Origin of the sequence: Streptomyces fractus, assembly GCF_049844455.1 — a bacterium.
GTDB classification, from domain to species: Bacteria; Actinomycetota; Actinomycetes; order Streptomycetales; family Streptomycetaceae; genus Streptomyces; species Streptomyces fractus.
Window position 1 is genome coordinate 4,289,596 of record NZ_JBMYHI010000002.1, and the last position, 21,217, is coordinate 4,310,812.

General features: G+C 72.9%; 17 protein-coding genes. 10 read left to right on the forward strand and 7 right to left on the reverse strand.

Features of this window, described 5'->3' with window-relative positions:
- The first annotated feature begins 57 nt into the window (after nucleotides 1-57).
- Nucleotides 58-318 carry an SUR7/PalI family protein gene (locus tag ACP4E5_RS21295; RefSeq protein ID WP_425831027.1) on the forward strand — a complete coding sequence of 87 codons (261 nt, stop codon included), beginning with the start codon at nucleotides 58-60 and terminating at the stop codon, nucleotides 316-318.
- Here the strand turns inward: ACP4E5_RS21295 and ACP4E5_RS21300 are convergent.
- On the reverse strand, nucleotides 297-971 hold the full coding sequence (locus tag ACP4E5_RS21300) for an HAD family hydrolase (RefSeq protein ID WP_425831029.1): 675 nt from the start codon (nucleotides 969-971) through the stop codon (nucleotides 297-299). The genes ACP4E5_RS21295 and ACP4E5_RS21300 overlap by 22 nt on opposite strands.
- A 57-nt stretch (nucleotides 972-1,028) precedes the next feature.
- Here ACP4E5_RS21300 and ACP4E5_RS21305 point away from each other — a divergent pair, with 57 nt between their 5' ends.
- Nucleotides 1,029-1,994: an ABC transporter substrate-binding protein gene (locus tag ACP4E5_RS21305; protein ID WP_425831031.1), complete on the forward strand. Its 966-nt coding sequence runs from the start codon at nucleotides 1,029-1,031 to the stop codon at nucleotides 1,992-1,994.
- A gap of 21 nt (nucleotides 1,995-2,015) precedes the next feature.
- Here the strand turns inward: ACP4E5_RS21305 and ACP4E5_RS21310 are convergent, their stop codons facing one another.
- A complete protein-coding gene (locus tag ACP4E5_RS21310; RefSeq protein WP_425831033.1) occupies nucleotides 2,016-3,062 on the reverse strand; it encodes a hypothetical protein in 1,047 nt (348 codons plus the stop codon).
- 393 nt (nucleotides 3,063-3,455) lie between these two features.
- Between ACP4E5_RS21310 and ACP4E5_RS21315 the strand changes: the two genes are divergently transcribed.
- Nucleotides 3,456-5,909 carry a helicase-associated domain-containing protein gene (locus ACP4E5_RS21315; protein WP_425831035.1) on the forward strand — a complete coding sequence of 818 codons (2,454 nt, stop codon included), beginning with the start codon at nucleotides 3,456-3,458 and terminating at the stop codon, nucleotides 5,907-5,909.
- A gap of 63 nt (nucleotides 5,910-5,972) precedes the next feature.
- The gene (locus ACP4E5_RS21320; RefSeq protein WP_425831037.1) at nucleotides 5,973-7,616 is read left to right on the forward strand and encodes a DNA repair helicase XPB; all 1,644 of its coding nucleotides are present in this window, start codon (nucleotides 5,973-5,975) and stop codon (nucleotides 7,614-7,616) included.
- Nucleotides 7,617-7,817: 201 nt separating this feature from the next.
- On the opposite strand, the gene ACP4E5_RS21325 is transcribed toward ACP4E5_RS21320, so the two are convergent.
- Nucleotides 7,818-8,891 carry a glycosyltransferase 87 family protein gene (locus tag ACP4E5_RS21325; RefSeq protein ID WP_425831039.1) on the reverse strand — a complete coding sequence of 358 codons (1,074 nt, stop codon included), beginning with the start codon at nucleotides 8,889-8,891 and terminating at the stop codon, nucleotides 7,818-7,820.
- Nucleotides 8,892-9,032: 141 nt separating this feature from the next.
- Nucleotides 9,033-11,342, reverse strand: coding sequence for a heavy metal translocating P-type ATPase (locus ACP4E5_RS21330; RefSeq protein WP_425831041.1), 2,310 nt, complete (start codon nucleotides 11,340-11,342; stop codon nucleotides 9,033-9,035).
- Nucleotides 11,343-11,548: 206 nt separating this feature from the next.
- Here ACP4E5_RS21330 and ACP4E5_RS21335 point away from each other — a divergent pair, with 206 nt between their 5' ends.
- Nucleotides 11,549-12,253 carry a copper homeostasis protein CutC gene (locus ACP4E5_RS21335; protein WP_425831043.1) on the forward strand — a complete coding sequence of 235 codons (705 nt, stop codon included), beginning with the start codon at nucleotides 11,549-11,551 and terminating at the stop codon, nucleotides 12,251-12,253.
- 255 nt (nucleotides 12,254-12,508) lie between these two features.
- Here ACP4E5_RS21335 and ACP4E5_RS21340 read toward each other — a convergent pair whose 3' ends face one another.
- Complete coding sequence (locus ACP4E5_RS21340) at nucleotides 12,509-14,473, reverse strand: HelD family protein (RefSeq protein ID WP_425841530.1); 1,965 nt, start codon at nucleotides 14,471-14,473, stop codon at nucleotides 12,509-12,511.
- 344 nt (nucleotides 14,474-14,817) lie between these two features.
- Here ACP4E5_RS21340 and ACP4E5_RS21345 point away from each other — a divergent pair, with 344 nt between their 5' ends.
- Together ACP4E5_RS21345 and ACP4E5_RS21350 are read left to right on the forward strand one after the other, a co-directional pair.
- Nucleotides 14,818-15,477 carry an HD domain-containing protein gene (locus tag ACP4E5_RS21345; RefSeq protein WP_425831045.1) on the forward strand — a complete coding sequence of 220 codons (660 nt, stop codon included), beginning with the start codon at nucleotides 14,818-14,820 and terminating at the stop codon, nucleotides 15,475-15,477.
- 159 nt (nucleotides 15,478-15,636) lie between these two features.
- Nucleotides 15,637-16,872, forward strand: a complete 1,236-nt coding sequence (locus ACP4E5_RS21350) for a Cmx/CmrA family chloramphenicol efflux MFS transporter (RefSeq protein ID WP_425831047.1) — start codon at nucleotides 15,637-15,639, stop codon at nucleotides 16,870-16,872.
- A gap of 2 nt (nucleotides 16,873-16,874) precedes the next feature.
- On the opposite strand, the gene ACP4E5_RS21355 is transcribed toward ACP4E5_RS21350, so the two are convergent.
- Entirely contained in the window at nucleotides 16,875-17,141 is a 267-nt protein-coding gene (locus ACP4E5_RS21355) for a DUF4031 domain-containing protein (RefSeq protein ID WP_425831049.1), read from the reverse strand.
- Complete coding sequence (locus tag ACP4E5_RS21360; RefSeq protein WP_425831051.1) at nucleotides 17,138-17,518, reverse strand: hypothetical protein; 381 nt, start codon at nucleotides 17,516-17,518, stop codon at nucleotides 17,138-17,140. The genes ACP4E5_RS21355 and ACP4E5_RS21360 overlap by 4 nt, the downstream gene beginning before the upstream one ends.
- A gap of 89 nt (nucleotides 17,519-17,607) precedes the next feature.
- On the opposite strand from ACP4E5_RS21360, the gene ACP4E5_RS21365 reads away from it, so the two are divergent.
- From ACP4E5_RS21365 to ACP4E5_RS21375, 3 genes are all read left to right on the forward strand, one after another.
- A complete protein-coding gene (locus ACP4E5_RS21365) occupies nucleotides 17,608-18,528 on the forward strand; it encodes a MurR/RpiR family transcriptional regulator (RefSeq protein WP_425831053.1) in 921 nt (306 codons plus the stop codon).
- Between the two features lie 108 nt (nucleotides 18,529-18,636).
- A complete protein-coding gene (gene murQ / locus ACP4E5_RS21370; protein ID WP_425831055.1) occupies nucleotides 18,637-19,584 on the forward strand; it encodes an N-acetylmuramic acid 6-phosphate etherase in 948 nt (315 codons plus the stop codon).
- Nucleotides 19,585-19,646: 62 nt separating this feature from the next.
- Nucleotides 19,647-21,206: a PTS transporter subunit EIIC gene (locus ACP4E5_RS21375; protein WP_425831057.1), complete on the forward strand. Its 1,560-nt coding sequence runs from the start codon at nucleotides 19,647-19,649 to the stop codon at nucleotides 21,204-21,206.
- The last annotated feature ends 11 nt before the right edge of the window (nucleotides 21,207-21,217 follow it).

Consider the following 21,217-nt stretch of genomic DNA (forward strand, 5'->3'; position numbering starts at 1 on the left):
TACTCGTCTGTGCTCGGCCCGTGTTCGTCCCTCTGCGCTGGGAACTACCCTGGTGGGGTGCGTGACAAAACCCAAGCCAAGTCCGCGGTGGCCGAGACCGGCCCCGGCGACGGCCTCGTGAAAGCCGGCGGCATCGTCTTCATCGTGGGGGCGATCGCCACCCTCGTCACGATGGCGCCGCTGTTCCTCCACACCGACCCGTTCCCGCCCGTCTCCTACGCGGTGTGCATGCTGATGGGCGTCGGGTTCCTCATCGCCGCGGCCGGGGTGCTCCGCGGCGTCGCGGCGCAGCGCCGTCAGGCGCGTTCGGCGACGTAGCGCTCCAGCCAGGCCGGGAACTCGGTGAGGTCGTTCAGCACGACGTCGGCGCCCTCGGCCCGCAGCTCCGCGGCGTCGCACGGTCCCGTCGTGACGCCCACGGACAGCGCGTTCGCGGTGCGTGCCCCGCGCACGTCGCCGACGTGGTCGCCCACGTAGACGCTCGCGCCGTGCTCGCGCAGCGCGTGGCCCTTGCCCTCGGCCCACAGGTCGCCGATGACGGCGTCCGCGTCGATGCCGAGGTGTGCCAGGTGCAGCTTGGCGTTCGGCTCGTACTTCGCGGTGACGACGATGGCCCGGCCGCCCGCCGCGTGCACGGCGGCTATGGTCTCGCGCACGCCGGGCATCGGCAGCGTGGCCTCGATGGCGTATGTGGGATACATCTCACGGTAGCGGTCGGCCATCGCCGGGATCCGCTCCGGCGGGCACCAGTACGCCAACTCCTCGGTCAGCGGCGGGCCCAGGCGCGACACGATCAGATCCGCGTCGATCTCCAGCCCCGTCTCCTCGGACAGCGCGACCCAGGTGGCGCGGATGCCGGGCCGGGAGTCGATCAGCGTCATGTCGAGATCGAAGCCGACGGTGGGGCCCGAGGACGGCGCCGGGGACGCGGCCGGGGACGTGGGGTCTGTGTGGGGAGCCATGGGGATCATTCTGCCTCTACGGTGACGGCTTCCCCGAAGGCGATCCCAGGGGCACCATGGGCCTCCATGAACCACACCCGCCTCGCCGTCGGCGCCGCTGCCGCCCTCGCGCTCACCCTCTCCGCCTGCAGTTCGGACGACGGCGGGAGCGCCGCCAAGCCCGCGGCCAAGGCCTCAGGACATCACACGGTCGGCACCGCCATGGGCGACGTAAAGGTCAAGAACCGCCCCAAGCGCGTGGTCGTCCTGAACACCGCGGGGCTCGACTCGGCGGTCACGCTCGGCGTGCGGCCCGTGGGAGCCACCCGGGCCGACGCCGACGATGCCTTCCTCTCGTACCTGCCGTCGTCGGGGACCAAGGGCGTCACCGAGGTCGGCGAGCGGAACAGCCCCGACCTCAAGAAGATCGCCGGGCTGAGGCCCGACCTGATCATCGGCGACAAGGCCGGCGACGGGCGGCTCTACAAGCAGCTCGCCGCCATCGCCCCCACCGTCCTCACCGGGTCCGCCGACGACGCGTGGAAGCGGAACTTCCTCGTGCACGCCGACGCGCTCGGCGAGAAGGCGCGGGCCGAGCAGGTCGCGGCCAAGTACAAGGACCACGTCGCCGCGGTCACCAAGGCCATCGGCGGGGCGGGCGCGGCGGCGCGGACCGAGGTCAACTTCGTCCGGTTCGTCGCGGGCTCCGACATCCGCGTCTCCGGCAGGCGGACCCCCGCCGCCACGGTCCTGTCCGACGTGGGCCTCGGCCGCCCGGCGATCACGAACCGGGCCAGGGGCGGCCTCTCGTACGACGTGGCGCCCGAGCAGATCGGCGAGGCGGACGCGGACGCCATCTTCACGTCCACGTACGGGAATCCGGGCCTGGCCAAGGTCGCGGAGGCGACCACGAGCGCCCAGTGGCGCGGCATCAAGGCGGTGCGGGACAACCGGGTCTACAACGTCGACGACGAACTGTGGGCCCAGGGTGTCGGCTACACGGCGGCCAACCAGATCCTCTCGGAGGTGGAGTCGGACCTGGCGACGCGGTGAGGCGTGTGCGTGCGGGGAGGTCTAGAGCCTGGGTGAGCGTGCGCGCCACACCAGGTAGAGCGCCGAGGCGAACGCCGCGCCGCGCAGCACCCACGGCCACGTCTCGTCGAGCGCGCCGCTGAGCCGGCCGTCGGCTATCGGATCGCCCCAGCGCCCGTCGCCGCGCCCCCACAGCCAGACGACGCCGGTGACCGCGGCGAGCCCCGGCAGGCCGAACACCGCCCACTTCTTCTGCCCCATGGTCAGCTGCCGGGACAGGTAGACGACGGCCCAGCCGATCAGCAGCACGAGGATGTTGCCGAGTACGGCGCCGACGACCAGGGTGAGGGCCGCGAGCAGCAGGAAGGGCTGGTTGAAGGAGCGGCCGAAGAAGGCGCGGGGGACGGCGCGGCCCGCCGCGCGGCGGGGCAGGAACCGGCGGGCCCTGGCGGGGCCGGACTCCGCGTCCTCGACGTCGTCGTCCTCGTCGTCCTCTTCGTACGCGTACTCGTCCTCGTCCTCGGCCGGTGCGGGGGCCGGGCGCTTACGGAGGTCGGGGCCGCGGCCCGCCCCCGGCGGCTTGAGTATGTCCGGGATCTCTATGCCTCCGACGAACCCCGGCACGTCGTCGACCTCGGTGCCGGGGATGCCGCCCCCGGCGCGCCACCAGTCGGCGGCCTCGATCGTGCCCAGCTCGTCGGTGCCCGCGAGGTGCACGGGCCGCGGCCCTTCGTCAGCGTCCACGGGCGGCGCGTCCTGCACCGTCTTGCGGCGCACGCGGGCCTTCGGGACGATCCGGCCGAGTGTGCCCCTGACCTGCTCGGGCTCGTCGCCCGCGTCACCGAAGTCGTAGGTGCCGTCGCCGTCCTTGGCCCCGGCGACGATCTGGTCCGGCGTCCCGATGCGGCCGATCAGCCTGCGCACGGCGGCCGGGCTCTCGGCGCCGCCCGCCGCGCGGCGCCGGTCGATCTCGGTGCGGAGGTCGGCGACGAGGCGCATACGGGTCGACGACGGCAGTTGCCGCGACTGGGCCAGGTCTCCGACCTTGCTCAGGTAGTCGAAGACGATCTGATCACTCTCGATCCCCACGAAGTCCCCTCCGGGGTGGCGCTGTTGACCCGTCGACGGTATCGCGAATGGTCACGCTCGTCCGTCCTCCGCCCTCGGGGCTCTGCCCCGGACCCCGCGCCTCAATCGCCGGCGGGGCTTAAGATTCCCGCCCCTACGCCTCAATCACCGGCAGGGGGTTGAAACTCCAGCTCGTGCGCCTCAATCACCGACAGGGCTCGAAACTCCCGCCCCACGCCTCAATCACCGGCAAGGCTCGATCGCCGGCGGCGGGTTGAAAAACGAGCTCGTGCGACTCGATCGCCGTCGGGGGTTGAAAATCGAGTCTCTGCGGCGATTGAGCAGCGGGGGCCGGGGCGGAGCCCCGAGGCCGTAACGGCGGTGCGGGGCTCCGAGGCCGCTAACGTGGGTGGGATGAGCGACGAGCAGACGACCGCGGCAGCCCCCCGCTCCCTCGCGGAAGCGCTCCGCGCGCGCGACGACGGGTCCCTGGCGGCGCTCCTGCGCGCCCGCCCCGATCTGCTCGGCCCCGTGCCGAACGACATGACGCAGCTCGCCACGCGCGCCGGCACCCGCGCCTCGGTGATCCGCGCCCTCGAGCGCCTGGACCGGTACACGCAGCAGGTGGCGCAGGCCCTCGCGGTGGCCCCGGACCCGACGACGTACCGAACGCTGGAGACCCTGCTGCCCGGCGAGGACTCCGTCGCCGCGCTCCCCCGCGCCGTCGCCACGCTGCGCTGTCAGGCCCTCGCCTGGGGCGGCGACGACCAGCTGCGCCTCGTCCGCACGGCCCGCGAACTGCTCGCGCCCGCCCCTCAGCACCCGTCCCCGACCGGCCTCGGCCCGACCGTCGCGGAGGTCACGTCCGGGATGTCGCCGGGGCGTGTGCAGGAGATCGTCGCGGCGGCGGGCCTGCCGTCGACGCACGACCCGGTCTCCGCCGTGGCCGCGCTCACCGACCTCTTCACCGACCCGGACCGGATGTCGGCGCTGCTCGACGAGGCGCCGGCCGACAGCGTCGACGTGCTGAACCGGCTGGTCTGGGGCCCGCCGTACGGCCAGGTCACGGCCCAACCGGCGGCGCACCTGCGGTGGTTGCTCGACCGCGGCCTGCTCGTGCCGACCAACCCCGGCACCGTGGTGCTGCCCCGCGAGGCGGCGCTGCATCTGCGCGGCGGCCGCGCCCACCGCACACTCGAACCGCTCGCGCCGCCCGTGCGGGAGAAGGCGACGCACCGTCCACAGGTTGTGGACGCGGCGGCGGCCGCCGAGGCGTACACGGCGGTGTCGACCGTCGAGGAGCTGCTGAAGGACTGGGACGAGGGCGGGCCCGCCGTGCTCCGCGCGGGCGGCCTCAGCGTCCGCGACCTCAAGCGCACCGCCGTCGCCCTCGACAGCACCGAGCAGACCGCCGCCTTCTGGGTCGAACTCGCTTACGCGGCAGGCCTGTTGGCCTCCGACGGCGAGGCCGACGAGCGCTACGCCGCGACACCCGCGTACGACGAGTGGGTGCTGCTGCCGCCCGCCGAGCGCTGGGAGCGGCTCGCGGCGGCATGGCTGCCCGCGACCCGCACGGCGGGCCTGGTGGGCGGCCGTGACGGCAAGGACCGGACACTGTCGGCCCTCGGCCCGCACCTGGACCGTTCGGCGGCTCCCGAGGTACGGGGCCGGGTCCTCGCCCTGCTGCTCGACGAGCTGCCGCAGGGCGCGTCCCCCGACCCCGACTCCGTGATCGAGCGCCTCACCTGGGAACGCCCGTCCCCGGCCGCCCTCGACCTGCGCACCCGCCTCGCCCGGTGGACGCTCGCCGAGGCCGAGCTGCTCGGCGTCACCGGACGCGGCGCGCTCTCGGCGCACGGCAGAGCGCTGCTCCAGTCGCCGGACGACGACCACGCCGCCCCGCACCCCCTCTCGCCCGCCGAGGCGGCCCTCACCGCTGCCCGCGCCGCGAAGCTCCTCGCGCCGCTGCTCCCCGAGCCGCTCGACCACGTCCTCCTCCAGGCCGACCTCACGGCGGTCGCCCCGGGCCCCCTGGAGCGCCCCCTCGCGGACGCCCTCTCCGTACTCGCGGACGTCGAGTCGAAGGGTGGCGCGACGGTCTACCGCTTCACGCCGGGCTCGGTGCGCCGCGCGCTCGACTCCGGGCGCACGGCCTCCGACCTGCACGACTTCCTCGCCCGGCACTCCCGTACGGCCGTCCCGCAGCCCCTCGCCTACCTCATCGACGACGTCGCACGGCGCCACGGCCACCTGCGGATCGGCGCGGCCTCCGCGTACGTACGGTGCGACGACGACGCCGTGCTCGGCGAGATCCTGGCGGACCGGCGGTCCGCGCCGCTGCGCCTGCGCCGCCTCGCGCCGACCGTCCTCGCGGCGCAGGCCGACCCCGGCACGCTCCTCGAAGGCCTGCGCTCCATGGGCTTCGCCCCGGCCGCCGAGACCCCCGAGGGCGACGTCCTGATCGCCCGCGCGCACGCCCACCGCACCCCGCCGCGCACCGCGCCCGACCCGGTCCCCGACGGCCCGCCGCTGCCCGACGACACCCTCATCGACGCGGCGCTGCGGGCGATCCGCGCGGGCGACGCCGCCTCCACCGCCCCCCGCAAGCAGGCCCCCGCCCACCCCGGCAACGGCGAGCTGCCACGCACCGGCTCCGCCGAGACCCTCGCCACGATGCAGGCCGCGGTCCTCACCGGCGAGGCCCTCTGGATCGGCTACGTCAACGCGGAGGGCGCCGCGAGCCAGCGCGTCATCGCCCCCGTCCGCGTCGAGGGCGGCTTCGTCACGGCCTACGACCACACGGCCGACGAGGTCCGCACGTATCCGCTGCACCGGGTGACGGGGGTGGCGGAGCTCTCCGAGCAGTGACGCCACGCGCTTGCCGGGATGCGGCACACTGGACGTTTGGCCGTGCTGAAGGGAAGTGCGTAGGTGAACGGTCCACTCATCGTCCAGAGCGACAAGACCCTGCTCCTCGAGGTCGATCACGAGAACGCCGACGCCTGCCGCCGGGCCATCGCCTCGTTCGCCGAGCTGGAGCGGGCTCCCGAGCACATCCACACGTACCGGGTGACGCCGCTCGGGCTGTGGAACGCGCGGGCCGCCGGGCACGACGCGGAGCAGGTCGTGGACGCGCTGGTGGAGTTCAGCCGGTACCCCGTGCCGCACGCGCTGCTCGTCGACATCGCCGAGACGATGGACCGCTACGGGCGGCTCACGCTGAGCAAGCACCCGGCGCACGGGCTGGTGCTCACGAGCACCGACCGGCCGGTCCTTGAGGAGATCCTGCGCTCGAAGCGGATCCAGCCGCTGGTCGGCGCCCGCATCGACGCCGACACCGTCGCCGTGCACCCCTCCGAGCGCGGCCAGATCAAGCAGACGCTGCTGAAGCTGGGCTGGCCGGCCGAGGACCTCGCCGGGTACGTGGACGGCGAGGCGCACGAGATCGCGCTCGACGAGGCCGAGTGGTCGCTGCGCCCGTACCAGAAGCAGGCCGTGGAGAACTTCTGGCACGGCGGGTCCGGTGTCGTTGTCCTCCCCTGCGGCGCGGGCAAGACGCTCGTCGGCGCCGGCGCCATGGCCGAGGCGAAGGCGACGACTCTCATCCTCGTCACGAACACCGTCTCGGCCCGCCAGTGGAAGCACGAGCTGGTGAAGCGGACGTCGCTGACCGAGGACGAGATCGGCGAGTACAGCGGTACGAAGAAGGAGATCCGCCCGGTCACCATCGCCACGTACCAGGTCCTCACGACGAAGCGGAAGGGTGTGTACCCGCACCTGGAGCTGTTCGACTCCCGTGACTGGGGGCTCGTCGTCTACGACGAGGTGCATCTGCTGCCCGCGCCGGTCTTCAAGTTCACGGCCGATCTCCAGGCGCGGCGCCGGCTCGGGCTCACCGCGACGCTCGTACGTGAGGACGGGCGCGAGTCCGACGTGTTCTCGCTCATCGGGCCGAAGCGGTTCGACGCTCCGTGGAAGGAGATCGAGGCGCAGGGCTACATCGCGCCGGCGGACTGCGTCGAGGTCCGGGTGAACCTGACGGACTCCGAGCGGCTCGCGTACGCCACCGCGGAGGCCGAGGAGAAGTACCGGTTCTGTGCGACGACGGCGACGAAGCAGAAGGTGACCGAGGCGCTGGTGCGCAAGCACATGGGTGAGCAGACGCTCGTCATCGGCCAGTACATCGACCAGCTCGACGAACTGGGCGAGCACCTGGACGCGCCGGTCATCAAGGGCGAGACGACGAACGCGGTGCGCGAGAAGCTCTTCGAGGCGTTCCGGCAGGGCGAGATCAGCGTCCTGGTCGTCTCCAAGGTCGCGAACTTCTCCATCGACCTTCCGGAGGCGACGGTCGCGATCCAGGTGTCGGGAACGTTCGGCTCCCGCCAGGAGGAGGCGCAGCGGCTCGGCCGTGTGCTGCGTCCGAAGGCGGACGGGCACGAGGCGCGCTTCTACTCGGTCGTCGCCCGCGACACCATCGACCAGGACTTCGCGGCGCACCGCCAGCGCTTCTTGGCGGAGCAGGGGTACGCGTACCGGATCGTCGACGCGGACGAACTCCTCGCGGACAGCTGACCCGTCGTCCCACCGGGAGCCGGCACCCTACGCCCCTGTTGCGGTCGACCGTCCCTACGCCACGGGGCTCCGCCCCGGACCCCGCGCCTCAATCGCCGGCGAGGCTGATCCTTGCCGCACCGACGTACCGGCCACGGGGCTCCGCCCCGGACCCCGCTGCTCAATCGCCGCAGGGGCTTGATGTGCTTAGCCCTGACGAGGTCAGTGGCGCCTTGGGCAATCTGCCGCCTTGGGCGGCAGGGTGGGCAAGGCGGCCCCCGGTGCCGCGGGAGGGGGGCGGGAGGCCCAGAGCACGGTGCAGCCGAGCAGGGTGTACGGGGAGGCCAAGGGTTGTTGCCACCACGTGAGGTGGAGGTCGAGCGGGCCCGCGTGCGGCAGGAGCCACATCGTGCGGGCGGTGAAGACCGCCGCGAGCACCCACGCCGCGCGGCGGCGCCCCTCCGCCCACACCACCGCGATCAGCGGCACGCACCACACCCAGTGGTGCGACCAGCTGATCGGCGAGACGAGCAGCGCCGTGAACGCCGCCAGGACCACCCCACGGGCGGCCGGCGCGCGCCGCGCCGCGTACAGCCCCACCACCGCGACGACCCCGGCCGGCACGGCCCACAGCAACCCCGGTTCGGCGGTGTGCAGCACCCGCGCCACCAGCCCCTGCAAGGACTGGTTGTCGACGATCCACGCCTTGCCGACCCGCCCGGTCTCGTAGAGCCGCCGCGTCCAGAACTCCCAGGTGGCGTACGGCAGTACGAGCGCGCCCACCACGACGGTGCCCACGAACCCGGCGAGCGCGCACGCCACCTCCCGCCGCCTTCCCGTGAGGAACAGGTGGACGATGAAGACGGCGGGCGTGAGCTTGACGCCGGTCGCGATGCCGAGCGCGAGGCCCTTGCCGGGCACACCGGGCGGCCGCGTCAGATCCCACAGGATGAGGCACGCGAGAGCCAGGTTGATCTGCCCGAACAGGACCGTCTGGAAGACCGGTTCGAGCCACAGCGCGAACGCGGCGACCGCGCCCACCACCGCCCGCGACACCCGCAGCCCCGCGAACCGGCAGAACAACCGGACCAGGACCACGACCAGCGCGATGTTGACGAGGAGAAAGGCGCCCTTGAGGACGGGCAGCGGGACCCACGCCGTGGGCGCGAAGAGCAGCGCCGCGAACGGCGGGTACGTGGCGGGGAGTTGCCACCGCGTGACGGCGAACCCGTACAGATCACCGCCACCGGCGAGCACGGCGGCGCCCTCGGCCCGGTAGACGAGAACGTCCGCCATGGGCGCCCCCTGCCACACGCAGAGCGTGGCCAGCGCGGCGACGGACAACGACAAAAGGGCGTACGCACAGCGTGAAGGGGCGGTCACAGTCCGGCGACTGTACCGCCCCTCACGGCGCCCTCCCGGTCTACGACACCGGGCCTACGACACCTGCGCCTTGAACCTCCGCAGCCGCAGGCTGTTGCCCACCACGAACACCGACGAGAACGCCATCGCCGCCCCCGCGATCATCGGGTTCAACAGCCCCGCCGCGGCCAGCGGCAGCGCCGCGACGTTGTAGGCGAAGGCCCAGAACAGGTTGCTCTTGATGGTGTTCAGGGTCCGCCGCGACAGCCGGATCGCGTCGACCGCCGCCCGCAGGTCACCCCGTACGAGGGTGAGGTCACCGGCCTCGATCGCCGCGTCCGTCCCCGTGCCCATCGCGAGCCCGAGGTCGGCCTGCGCGAGCGCCGCCGCGTCGTTGACGCCGTCGCCGACCATGGCCACCGAACGCCCCTCGCCCTGAAGGCTCTTGACGACGTCGACCTTGTCCTGCGGAAGGACCTCCGCGATGACGTCCGCCGGATCCGTGATGCCGACCTCCGCGGCGACGGAACGGGCCACGGCCTCGTTGTCCCCGGTCAGCAGCACCGGCCGGAGCCCGAGCCCGCGCAGCCGCCGGACGGCCTCCGCGCTGGTCTCCTTCACCGCGTCGGCCACCTCCAGGACCGCGCGCGCCTCGCCGTCCCAGGCCACGGCGATCGCCGTACGCCCGGCCTGCTCGGCCTCGGCCTTGGCCTTCGCGAGCCCCGCCGGGAGGCCGATCTCCCACTCATTGAGCAACTTCTCGCGCCCGACCAGCATCGCGTGCCCGTCCACGACGCCCTGGACACCGAGCCCGGCGACGTTCGCAAAGTCCTCGGGCGTCGGCAGCGTGCCGACCTCGGCCGCCGCTCCCGTCGCCACGGCCTGCGCGATCGGGTGCTCGGACGCGTGCTCCAACGCCCCGGCGAGGCGCAGCACTTCGGCCCGCTCGACGCCCTCGGCGGTGTGCACGCCGAGCAGCGTCATCCGTCCGGTGGTGACGGTTCCGGTCTTGTCGAGGACGATCGTGTCGACCTTGCGGGTCGTCTCCAGGACCTCCGGGCCCTTGATCAGGATGCCGAGCTGGGCGCCGCGGCCCGTGCCGACCATGAGGGCGGTGGGCGTCGCGAGGCCGAGGGCGCACGGGCAGGCGATGATCAGTACGGCGACGGCCGCGGTGAAGGCCGCGGTCAGCCCCTCCCCCTTGAGCAGCCAGAAGGCGAGCGTGGCGAGGGCGAGCGCGATGACGACCGGCACGAACACCGCGGAGATCTTGTCGGCGAGGCGCTGGGCCGCCGCCTTCCCGTTCTGCGCGTCCTCGACGAGCTTCGCCATGCGGGCGAGCTGGGTGTCGGAGCCGACGCGGGTGGCCTCGACGACGAGCCTTCCGCCCACGTTCAGTGTGGCGCCCGTGACCGCGTCCCCGGCCGCGACCTCGACCGGTACGGACTCGCCGGTGAGCATGGAGGCGTCCACGGCGGAGGTGCCCTCGACGACACTTCCGTCGGTGGCGATCTTCTCGCCGGGCCGCACGAGGAACCGGTCGCCGACCTTCAACTCGCCCACGGGAATGGTCTCTTCGCGGCTCCCGCCGCCTCGTACGTCCCGTACGACGGTGACGTCCTTGGCGCCCAGGTGCAGCAACGCGCGGAGCGCGGCGCCCGCCTTGCGCTTGGAGCGCGCCTCGAAGTAGCGGCCCGCGAGGATGAACGCGGTGACGCCCGCTGCGGCCTCCAGGTAGATGTTCCCGGCGCCGTCCGTGCGGGAGATGGTCAGCTCGAAGGGGTGGGTCATGCCGGGCATGCCGGCCGTGCCGAAGAACAGCGCCCACAGCGACCACAGGAACGCGGCGGAGACGCCGACCGAGACCAGGGTGTCCATCGTCGCGGCGCCGTGCCGCGCGTTGGTGTACGCGGCCTTGTGAAAGGGCCAGGCCGCGTACACGACGACGGGCGCGGCGAGGGTCAGGGACAGCCACTGCCAGTACTCGAACTGGAGCGCCGGGATCATCGACATCGCGATGACGGGCACGGCGAGCACGACGGCGGTGATCAGCCGCTCCCGCAGCGTGCGCAGCTCGCGGCTGTCCTCCTCCGCCTCCTCCGCGCCGTCACCGCCGCTTTCGCCTTCGGCCTTGCCGGAGGAGGACGCGGGGGGCGCGGGCTGCTGCGCCGTGTAGCCGGTGGCCTCGACGGTGGCGATGAGGTCCGCGACCTCCACCCCGTCCCCGTAGCTGACCTTGGCCTTCTCGGTCGCGTAGTTGACGGTCGCCTCGACGCCGTCCATGCGGTTCAGCTTCTTCTCGACACGGGCGGCGCACGACGCGCAGGTCATGCCACCGATCGCGAGTTCCACCTGTTCGGGCGGGACGACGGTGTGCGCCGACATGGTGCCTCCTCGATTGCGGGGTGTGGCCGGGTACCCGAGTACGATTCGAGTACCCCCTATGGGTACCTCTCCATATGATCCAGTTATACCCCCTGGGGGTACCCGGCGCAAGGGGGTGGGGCACGCGGCGGGGAATGGTCGCACTCGCGGGACCCGCGGCGTAAAGTGGGCAGGCGGACCATTGGACTAGACCTGTCTGGAGCCTCATGAGCGAGCGTGCAGTCCTGGAGGTGATCGCCCTCGACGCCGAGGACGCCGTCGCCGCTCAGGCCGGAGGTGCGGACCGGCTCGAGCTGGTCACGGACATGGCCGCGGACGGGCTCACGCCGTCCGTGGAGACGTTCACGGCGATCCGCGCCGCCGTGGACATCCGGCTGCGCGTGATGCTGCGGGCGACCGACGGGTTCGCGGCGGGCTCCCCCGAGGACGTGACCGCGCTGGTACGGGCCGCGAAGGCGCTGCGGGCCGCGGGCGCGGACGAGTTCGTCCTCGGGTTCCTCGACGAGCAGGGCGGCCCCGACCTGGCCGCGGTGGAGTCGGTCGTGGCCGCACTCGACGGCTGCCGCTGGACGTTCCACCGGGCCATCGACCGGGCCGCCGACCGCGACGCGCTCCGCAAGCAGCTCGCCGACCTGCCGGGGCTCGACACGTACCTCACCGCCGGTTCGGCGGACGGGGTGGACGCGGGGCTCGACGTGCTCCTCGCGGAGGCGGCCCGCGCGGCCTCCGGTGAGCCCGGGTACGAGCAGCGGATCCTGGTCGGCGGGGGGCTCCGCCTGGACCATGTGCCGGGGTTGCGGGCGGCCGGGGTCTCGGCGTTCCACATCGGCGGGGCGAGTCGCCCCGCGGGGTGGGAGGGGGCGGTTTCGGCGGATGCGGTGCGGGTGTGGCGGGAGGCGTTGGACGGGTAGTCCGCGGGCCCCGGCCCCCCGTTCCTACGCCACGGGGCTCCGCCCCGGACCCCGCGCCTCAATCGCCGGCGGGGCTGGAAAAGATCGGGGCTCCGCCCCGGACCCCGCTGCTCAAGCGCCGCAGGGGCTTGAAATGCCCATCCGTTGCGGGGCTTGAAGGTGTCGCCGCCGCCTTGGGCAATCTGCCGCCTTGGGCGGCAGGGTGGGCAAGGCGGCCCCCGGTGCCGCGCAACCGTGACGAGGGGCCCGCCCCGGCTAGCCCAGTTGTGGTGGCAACGGTGCCGCGTGGGTCACCAGCAGGCCCGATACCGCTCGCGTCAGCGCCACGTACAACCGCCGCAGACCCGTTCGCTCGTCCGGTTCCGCGTCGACCACCGCCGCCGGCTCGTCCAGGACCACGTAGTCGTACTCGAGGCCCTTGGCGAGCGACGCCGGGACCAGGGTCAAGCGGGCCTCCGCCGTCGTCTCCTCGCCCGGTGCGAGGTACCGCAACCCGGCCTCCGCCAGCGCAGCGCCAAGCGCCTCGCACCGCGCGTCCGCCGCGATGAGCCCGACCGAGCCCTCGTTGCCCAGCGCCTCGACGCACGCCGCCACCACGTCCCCGGCCCCGCTCACCGGCCGCACCTCGAACGCCCCCGGGTTCTCCCGGACCGACGCCACCGGCGTGAGCCCCGGCGCGATGTCCGGCAACAGCAGGGACGCGTACGTGATCACGTCGGCCGGCACACGGAAGCCCAGCGTCAGCTCCTCCACCACCGCGTCCGCCTTGCCCAGATGGGACAGCGCCTCGTCCCAGCTCCGCGTCGCCCACGGCGTCGTACCCTGCGCGAGATCCCCGAGCACGGTCACCGAACCGGTCGTGGCGCGCCGCCCCACCGCGCGGTACTGCATGGGCGACAGGTCCTGCGCCTCGTCGAGCACCACATGGCCCAGCGAGTGCGTCCGCTCGATCAGATCGAATGCCTCGTCGATCAACACGGCGTCCGCGGCCGCCCACTTGGCGCTCTTCACGCTGCGCGCCGGCTTCTGCCACAGCACGGTCTTCTGCTCGTCGGCGTCGAGCAGCCCATCCGCGTGCTCGGCCAGGAAGTCGCCGTCCGACAGCAGCCGCAGCACCAGCTTCGCCGGGTCGACGGGCGGCCAGATCTCCTTGACCACGGCCTTCACGGCGGCATTGCGCGCCACCGCGTTCTGCACCCGGTCGTCGGGCGCCTCGCCCGCGCGCTCCATCTGGACGAGCACGGCGTGCGCGATCCGCTGCGGCAGGGCCTCGCGCGCGGCCCCGTACCGCATGTCGCGGGCCATCAACTCCCGGACGATCTCCTCCAGTTCGTACGACGGGACCCGCCAGCGGCGCGAGCCGCGCACCACCACGACGCCCTCGGTGGGCGGCGTGATGTGCGAGCGCAGCGCCCGCCGCAGCACCTCGGCCATCCGCGCGTCCCCCTTCACGAGCGCGGCGGCGGGATCGTCGACGCCCCGCACCTCCACATGCGCGACCAGGTCGTCCACCGTCGCCTGCTTGACCTCCAGCTCGCCCAGCGCGGGCAGCACCTGCTCGATGTAGTGGAGGAAGGACGCGTTCGGCCCGATGACGAGCGTCCCGGTCCGCGCCAGCCGCTCCCGGTGCGCGTACAGCAGATACGCGACACGGTGCAGGCCGACGGCGGTCTTGCCGGTGCCGGGGCCGCCCTGGACGCACACCGAACCGGCGAGCCCGCTCCTGACGATCTCGTCCTGCTCCGGCTGAATGGTGGCAACGATGTCGCGCATCGGGCCGACACGCGGCCGCTCGATCTCCTGCTGGAGCAGCTTGCTGGTCTGCTCGGCCTCGGCCGGATCGGTGAGGTGCTCGTCCTCGTACGCGGTGAGGTCGCCGCCCGTGTAACCGAAGCGGCGGCGCAGCGCGACGTCCATCGGGTCCTTCTTGGAGGCCCGGTAGAAGGGCTGGGACACGGGCGCACGCCAGTCGATCACCATCGGGTCGCCCTCGGCGTCGTGCACGTGCCGCCGCCCGATGTAGAACTTCTCGCCCTCGGCCCCCTCGGCGACGTCCGCCCCGGGGGCGTGCAGATAGTCGAGGCGGCCGAAGAACAGCGGCGTGTGGCTGAGGTCGGCGAGCGCCTTGATCCGCTCGTCGATCTGGTGCTGAAGCACCTCGGTGTTCACCCAGTTCGCGGTGACGTCGCGGATGTCGAGCGCCTCCGCGTCCTCGCGCATCGCGCGCAGGGCGGAGCGGGACGAGACCAGGTGCGCGCGCTCGCGCTCGAGCGGTGAGGTCGAGGGCGCGGACGACGACGGTGACGTGCTCACGGGGTTCTGCCTCCGGATCCAGGTACGCGTACAGAACGTTCCCGGCCGGTTTCCGTCCGGTCGGCGGCGCGCTCCGGCCGGCCGGCGGGTGTCGGCGCGGGGAGGCGGGGGAGACGGGCGAGTGTACGGGACGGCTGCCACCGGGAGCCAACGGGTTTCCGGCCGCCCGTCCCCCGCCCACGGGGCTCCGCCCCGGACCCCGCTGCTCAATCGCCGCAGGGGCTCATACGGGCGGGGCTAGGCTCGGTTCCATGACGTACGACGACCGCCCCGCCGTCTCCCCCGACCTGCGCGAGCGCTGGGCCCGCACACTCCGGGCGGCGACCGCGGGCACCGCCCCCGACCCGTACCCGTACGCCGACAATCTCCTCGCCCGGTGGTCCGAGCCGCAGCGCAAGTACCACACGGTCGAGCACCTCACGGCGGTACTCGACCACATCGACGTGCTGGAGGAGCACGCGGAGCGGCCCGAACTCGTCCGGCTCGCGGCCTGGTTCCACGACGCGGTGTACCGGCCCGACCGCTCCGAGAACGAGGAGCGGTCCGCGGCCCTGGCCGAACTCGCCCTGCCGGAAGCCGGGTTGAGCCCGGAGGGTGTCGCCGAGGTGGCCCGCCTCGTCCGCCTCACCGTCACCCACGACCCGGCCGACGGCGACACCGACGGCGAGGCGCTGTGCGATGCCGACCTGGCGATCCTGGCCGCACCCGCGCCCGCCTACGCCGCGTACACCAAGGCCGTCCGCGAGGAGTACGCGTTCGTGCCGGACGAGGCGTTCCGCGAGGGCAGGGCCGGGGTCCTGCGCCAACTCCTCGACCTGCCACGGCTGTTCCGCACCCCGCACGGCAGGTCCCACTGGGAGTCCGCCGCCCGCGAGAACCTGACGGCCGAGCTGGATCTGCTGACTCCCTGACCCGGCGCATGCGGCGGTGCGTGTGAACGGCGTACGAACAGTGCGCCACGACCCGCCGGTCCGGGAATGCCACCTGTCACGCCCAGGTTGGCTCCTTACATGTCCCCACAGCCCAGCCCGGACTCCCCCGGCCCCTCAGACCCCCGCTCGAACACCCGTATGCCCCTGGCCGTCTACATCCTCGGCCTCAGCGTCTTCGCCCTCGGGACCAGCGAGTTCATGCTGTCCGGGATCCTCCCCGCGGTCGCCGACGACATGGACGTCACGATCCCGCAGGCCGGACTGCTGATCTCGGCCTTCGCCATCGGCATGGTGGTCGGCGCCCCGCTGCTCGCGGTCGCGACCCTGCGGCTGCCGCGCCGGACCACCCTGATCTCGCTCATCACGGTGTTCGGCCTCGGCCAGGTCGCGGGCGCGCTCGCCCCGACCTACGCGATCCTGTTCGCCTCCCGCGTCGTATCGGCCCTCGCCTGCGCCGGGTTCTGGGCGGTCGGCGCGGCCGTCGCCATCGCGATGGTGCCGGTGAACCAGCGGGCCCGCGCCATGGCCGTCATGATCGGCGGCCTGTCGATCGCGAACGTGCTCGGCGTCCCGGCGGGCGCGTTCCTCGGCGACGGGCTCGGCTGGCGCGCCGCGTTCTGGGCGGTGGGTGTCGCCTCCGCGATCGCCCTCGTCGGCATCGTGACCCTCGTGCCGAAGATTCCGCTGCCCGCCGAACAGCCGCGCCTCAAGCGGGAGTTGAGCATCTACGCGGACCGTCAGGTGTGGCTGTCCATCGCCGTCACCGCGCTCGCCGCGGGCGGCGTCTTCTGCGCGTTCAGCTATCTCTCGCCGCTCCTGACGGACGTCGCGGGCCTGCCCGAGAGCTGGGTCCCCGCGGTCCTCGCACTGTTCGGGCTCGGCGCCCTCGCCGGTTCGACGCTCGGCGGGCGGATCGCCGACGCGCACCTCTTCGGCGTCCTGCTGACCGGCATCGCCGCGTCCACCGTCTTCCTCGCGGCGCTCACCGTACTCGGCCAGTTCGCCGTCGCGGCGGTGGTGCTTTCGTTCCTGCTCGGCTTCTCCGCGTTCTACACGGCGCCGGCCCTCAACGCCCGGATGTTCAACGTCGCGGGCGCCGCACCCACCCTGGCGGGCGCGACCACGACCGCCGCGTTCAACCTGGGCAACACGGGCGGACCCTGGCTCGGCGGCACGGTCATCGACGCGGGTCTCGGTTATCCGGCCACGGCGTGGGCCGGGGGCGCGATGACGGTGGTGGCGCTCGCGTTGACCACGGTGTCGGTGCGCCTGCACCGGCGTACGGCGTCGAAGGTCGTCACCGGTTCCGGGAGCGTGCCCGACGCCACGGGACTCCGCTCCGACCCCCGCTCCTCAGTCGCCGAAGGGGCTTGAAATTACGCGGACCGCCGCTTCCGCCGCCGCAAGCCCGCCTCCGTCAGCCTGCGCACCAGCTCCTTCGAGCCGATCTCGACCGCTCCCGCGCGCACCGCGTCCCCGTACCGGTGCGAAGGGAGGTCGTAATGGTCGCGCTCGAAGGCGCGCGGCGGAACGCCCAACCCCTCGGCGAACGCGTGGAGTTCATCGTATGAGACGTCGCTGACCAGGTGCGACCACATGCGGTCGTGCCCCGGCCAGGTCGGCGGATCTATGTAGACCGTCACCCCGTCACCGACCCGAGGCCGCCGACCGGCGCCACGCTCACGCCGGCCTCCGAGCACACCCAGTGCGGGTCCGCGCCCAGCTCCGGCTCGACGTCCAGCGCGTGCGGGGCCTCCGCGCCCGAGCCGGGGCCGCACACCGGGCACAGCGGCCAGCGGCCGTGCCGCTCCAGGATTCCGTCCTTGACGTCCTGGGCGACGAGCCCGGTCACGAACTCCACCCCCTGCGGCCACTGCTCCACCCACCAGCGCCGCGACACGATCGACTCCTCCACCAGCGAGACGATGTCCGAATCCGCGACGTCGCCCGCCTTCAGATCCGCGAGCACGAGCGCGCGGGCCGCGTGCAGGGCCTGCTCCAAGGGGCTGATGGTGTCCATACCCCCAATTGTGCCCCTCCCCCTTTCGAGCCCCCCTCCGGGACGAAGGACCCTTGACCGGATCCGGCTCCGAAAATATCTTTCATTACGTGAGCAACAACGTGAAGGAAAGTTTCGCCGGTGACGCGCCGCCGGCCCCCGCGGCGCTCGCCGCCAAGGTGCGCACCCTCGCACCGTCCATGACCCGCTCCATGCAGCGGGTCGCCGAGGCGGTCGCCGGGGACCCGGCGGGCTGCGCCGCCCTGACCGTCACCGGACTCGCCGAGCTCACCGGCACCAGCGAGGCCACGGTGGTGCGCACCGCCCGCATCCTCGGCTACCCCGGCTACCGGGACCTGCGCCTGGCGCTCGCCGGGCTCGCCGCCCAGCAGCAGTCGGGCCGGGCGCCCGCCGTCACCGCGGACATCGCCGTCGACGACCCGCTGACCGACGTCGTCGCCAAGCTCGCCTACGACGAGCAGCAGACCCTCGCCGACACCGCCGCCGCACTCGACACCGCGCAGCTCGGCGCCGCCGTGACCGCCATGGCGAGCGCGGGCCGCGTCGAGATCTACGGCATGGCGGCCTCCGGCCTCGTGGCCCAGGACCTCGCGCAGAAGCTGCTGCGCATCGGCCGGCACGCGTACGCGCACTCGGACCCGCACCTGGCCGTCCACAACGCGGTGACGCTCCGCTCCGGGGACGTGGCGGTGGCGATCACGCACTCCGGCACCACCGGCGACGTGATCGAGCCGCTGCGGGTCGCCTTCGAGCGCGGCGCCACCACGATCGCGATCACCGGCCGCCCCGGCAGCCCGGTCTCCCAGTACGCCGACCACATACTGACCACGTCCATCGCCCGCGAGAGCGAGCTGCGGCCCGCGGCGATGTCCTCCCGCACGAGCCAGCTCCTGGTCGTGGACTGCCTGTTCGTGGGCATCGCCCAACGCACGTACGAGACGGCGGCGCCGGCCCTCTCCGCGTCCTACGAGGCCCTGGCCCACCGCCATCAGGCGGTGCAGTGCAAGTAGTTCAAGCCCCGCCGGCGATTGAGGCGCGGGGTCCGGGGCAGCGCCCCGCGACCGCGACGCCGTCCCACAGCAACAGAACCCTCCCGCACAGAGAGCCGAACCCTCACCATGACCGCCACCCCGGACGCCCCCTACGCCGACCTCCGCGCGCAACTGGCCACGCTCACGACGGAGGCATTCCGCCCGGAACTCGCCGAGATCGACCAGCTCCCCACGCTGGAGATCGCGAAGCTGATGAACGGCGAGGACGCCTCCGTGCCCACCGCCGTCGCCGCCCAGCTCCCGCAGATCTCCGCCGCGATCGACGGCACCGCCGAGCGGATGGCCCGCGGCGGCCGCCTCATCTACGCGGGCGCCGGCACCGCGGGCCGGATGGGCGTCCTCGACGCCTCCGAGTGCCCGCCCACCTTCAACACGTGGGACGGCCAGGTCGTCGGCCTGATCGCGGGCGGCCCGTCCGCCATGGTCAAGGCCGTCGAGGGCGCCGAGGACTCCAAGGAGCTCGCGGCCGCCGACCTGGACGCCATCGACCTCACCGAGAACGACATCGTCGTCGGCATCTCGGCCTCGGGCCGCACCCCGTACGCGATCGGCGCCGTCGAGCACGCCCGCGCCCGCTACGGCGCGCTCACCGTCGGCCTGTCCTGCAACGCGGACAGCGCGCTCGCCGCCGCCGCGGACCACGGCATCGAGGTCGTCGTCGGCCCCGAGCTGCTCACCGGCTCCACCCGCCTGAAGGCGGGCACGGCGCAGAAGCTCGTGCTCAACATGCTGTCGACGATCTCCATGATCCGGCTCGGCAAGACGTACGGAAACCTCATGGTCGACGTGCGCGCCTCCAACGAGAAGCTCCGGGCCCGCTCCCGCCGCATCGTCGCCCTCGCCACCGGCGCCGACGACGACGCCATCGAGGCCGCGCTCGCCGCGACCGACGGCGAGGTCAAGAACGCCATCCTCGTCGTCCTCGGCGACGTCGACGGCCCCACCGCCGACCGGCTCCTCACGGAGTCCGACGGCCACCTGCGCGCGGCCCTCGCGGCCGCCGCCACCCAGTAGTCCCCCGCACCCCGCACCCACCCGTCCCCGAGATCCACCTGCACAGCAAGGCAAGACGCACCATGGCCGATAACGCCGAGAACAAGAACCGCGCCGTCGCCGCCGCGATCCTCCCGCTCGTCGGCGGCGCAGCGAACGTCACCTCTGTGGTCCACTGCATGACCCGGCTCCGGCTGGGCCTCGCGGACCGTTCGCTCGTCCAGGACGAGGCGCTCAAGGCGCTTCCCGACGTCATGGGCGTCGTCGAGGACGAGACGTACCAGATCGTCCTCGGACCGGGGAAGGTCGCCCGGGTCACGCCCGAGTTCGAGACCCTCGTGGAGGAGGGGCGCCAGGAGGCCGCCGCCGCCCCGGCGCCCGAGCCCGCCTCGTCCGGCGCCTCCGCCGACGACCTCGCCGCCCAGGGCGCGGCGATCAAGGCGCAGCAGAAGGCGAAGAACGCCACCCCGTTCAAGCTGTTCCTGCGCAAGATCGCCAACATCTTCGTGCCGCTGATCCCGGCGCTGATCGGCTGCGGCATCATCGCCGGCCTCAACGGCCTGATGATCAACCTGGGCTGGCTGCCGTCGGTCACCCCGGCGCTCGCCGCCATCGCCTCCGGCTTCATGGCGCTGATCGCGGTCTTCGTCGGCTACAACACCGCCAAGGAGTTCGGCGGTACGCCCATCATCGGCGGCGCCGTCGCGGCGATCATCGTCTACCCGGGTGTCGCCGACATCTCGGCGTTCGGCCACAAGCTGTCGCCCGGCCAGGGCGGTGTCCTCGGCGCGCTCGGCGCGGCGGTGCTCGCGGTCTACATCGAGAAGTGGTGCCGCAAGTGGGTGCCCGAGTCGCTCGACGTGCTGGTCACCCCGACGCTCACCGTCCTGATCTCCGGCCTGGTCACGATCTTCGGCCTGATGTTCGTGGCGGGCGAGGTCTCCACCGCCATCGGCACGGGCGCCAACTGGCTCCTGGAGAACACCGGCGTCTTCGCCGGCGCGGTCCTCGGCGGCCTCTTCCTCCCCCTCGTCATGCTGGGCCTGCACCAGGCCCTGATCCCCATCCACACCACGCTGATCGAGCAGCAGGGCTACACCGTCCTCCTGCCGATCCTGGCGATGGCGGGCGCGGGCCAGGTCGGTTCGGCGATCGCGGTCTACAAGAAGCTCAAGCACAACAAGTCGATCCGCAAGACCATCAAGTCGGCGCTCCCGGCGGGCTTCCTGGGCGTGGGCGAGCCCCTCATCTACGGCGTCTCGCTCCCGCTCGGCCGCCCCTTCATCACGGCGTGCGTCGGCGGCGCGGCGGGCGGCGCGTTCATCGGCGTCTTCTCGATGCTCGGCTACCAGGTCGGCTCGACCGCCATCGGCCCGTCCGGCTGGGCCCTGTTCCCGCTCCTCGACGGCAACCACGGCCTGGGCATGACCTGCGCGATCTACCTGGGCGGCCTGCTCGTCGGCTACGTCGTCGGCTTCCTGGCGACGTACTACTTCGGCTTCACGCAGGACATGCTGGTCGAGTTCAACCAGGACGTCGACGCGGGCGAGTCCCCCGAGGCCCGTGCCGAGGAGGGCCCGTCGGGCCCGGCCCTGGACTCGGACCCGAAGGGCCCCGAGCCGAAGGAACCGGCGAAGGTCTGACCCCGGTCACC

Bases quoted from the DNA above. Each gene is read 5' to 3' on its own strand.
- ACP4E5_RS21360 (WP_425831051.1), bottom strand. From the start codon at position 17,518: ATGGACACCATCAGCCCCTTGGAGCAGGCCCTGCACGCGGCCCGCGCG.
- ACP4E5_RS21300 (WP_425831029.1), bottom strand. From the start codon at position 971: ATGATCCCCATGGCTCCCCACACAGACCCCACGTCCCCGGCCGCGTCC.
- ACP4E5_RS21340 (WP_425841530.1), bottom strand. From the start codon at position 14,473: ATGCGCGAGGACGCGGAGGCGCTCGACATCCGCGACGTCACCGCGAAC.
- ACP4E5_RS21345 (WP_425831045.1), top strand. From the start codon at position 14,818: ATGACGTACGACGACCGCCCCGCCGTCTCCCCCGACCTGCGCGAGCGC.
- ACP4E5_RS21375 (WP_425831057.1), top strand. From the start codon at position 19,647: ATGGCCGATAACGCCGAGAACAAGAACCGCGCCGTCGCCGCCGCGATC.
- murQ (WP_425831055.1), top strand. From the start codon at position 18,637: ATGACCGCCACCCCGGACGCCCCCTACGCCGACCTCCGCGCGCAACTG.
- ACP4E5_RS21315 (WP_425831035.1), top strand. From the start codon at position 3,456: ATGAGCGACGAGCAGACGACCGCGGCAGCCCCCCGCTCCCTCGCGGAA.
- ACP4E5_RS21350 (WP_425831047.1), top strand. From the start codon at position 15,637: ATGCCCCTGGCCGTCTACATCCTCGGCCTCAGCGTCTTCGCCCTCGGG.
- ACP4E5_RS21305 (WP_425831031.1), top strand. From the start codon at position 1,029: ATGAACCACACCCGCCTCGCCGTCGGCGCCGCTGCCGCCCTCGCGCTC.
- ACP4E5_RS21330 (WP_425831041.1), bottom strand. From the start codon at position 11,342: ATGTCGGCGCACACCGTCGTCCCGCCCGAACAGGTGGAACTCGCGATC.
- ACP4E5_RS21335 (WP_425831043.1), top strand. From the start codon at position 11,549: ATGAGCGAGCGTGCAGTCCTGGAGGTGATCGCCCTCGACGCCGAGGAC.
- ACP4E5_RS21325 (WP_425831039.1), bottom strand. From the start codon at position 8,891: ATGGCGGACGTTCTCGTCTACCGGGCCGAGGGCGCCGCCGTGCTCGCC.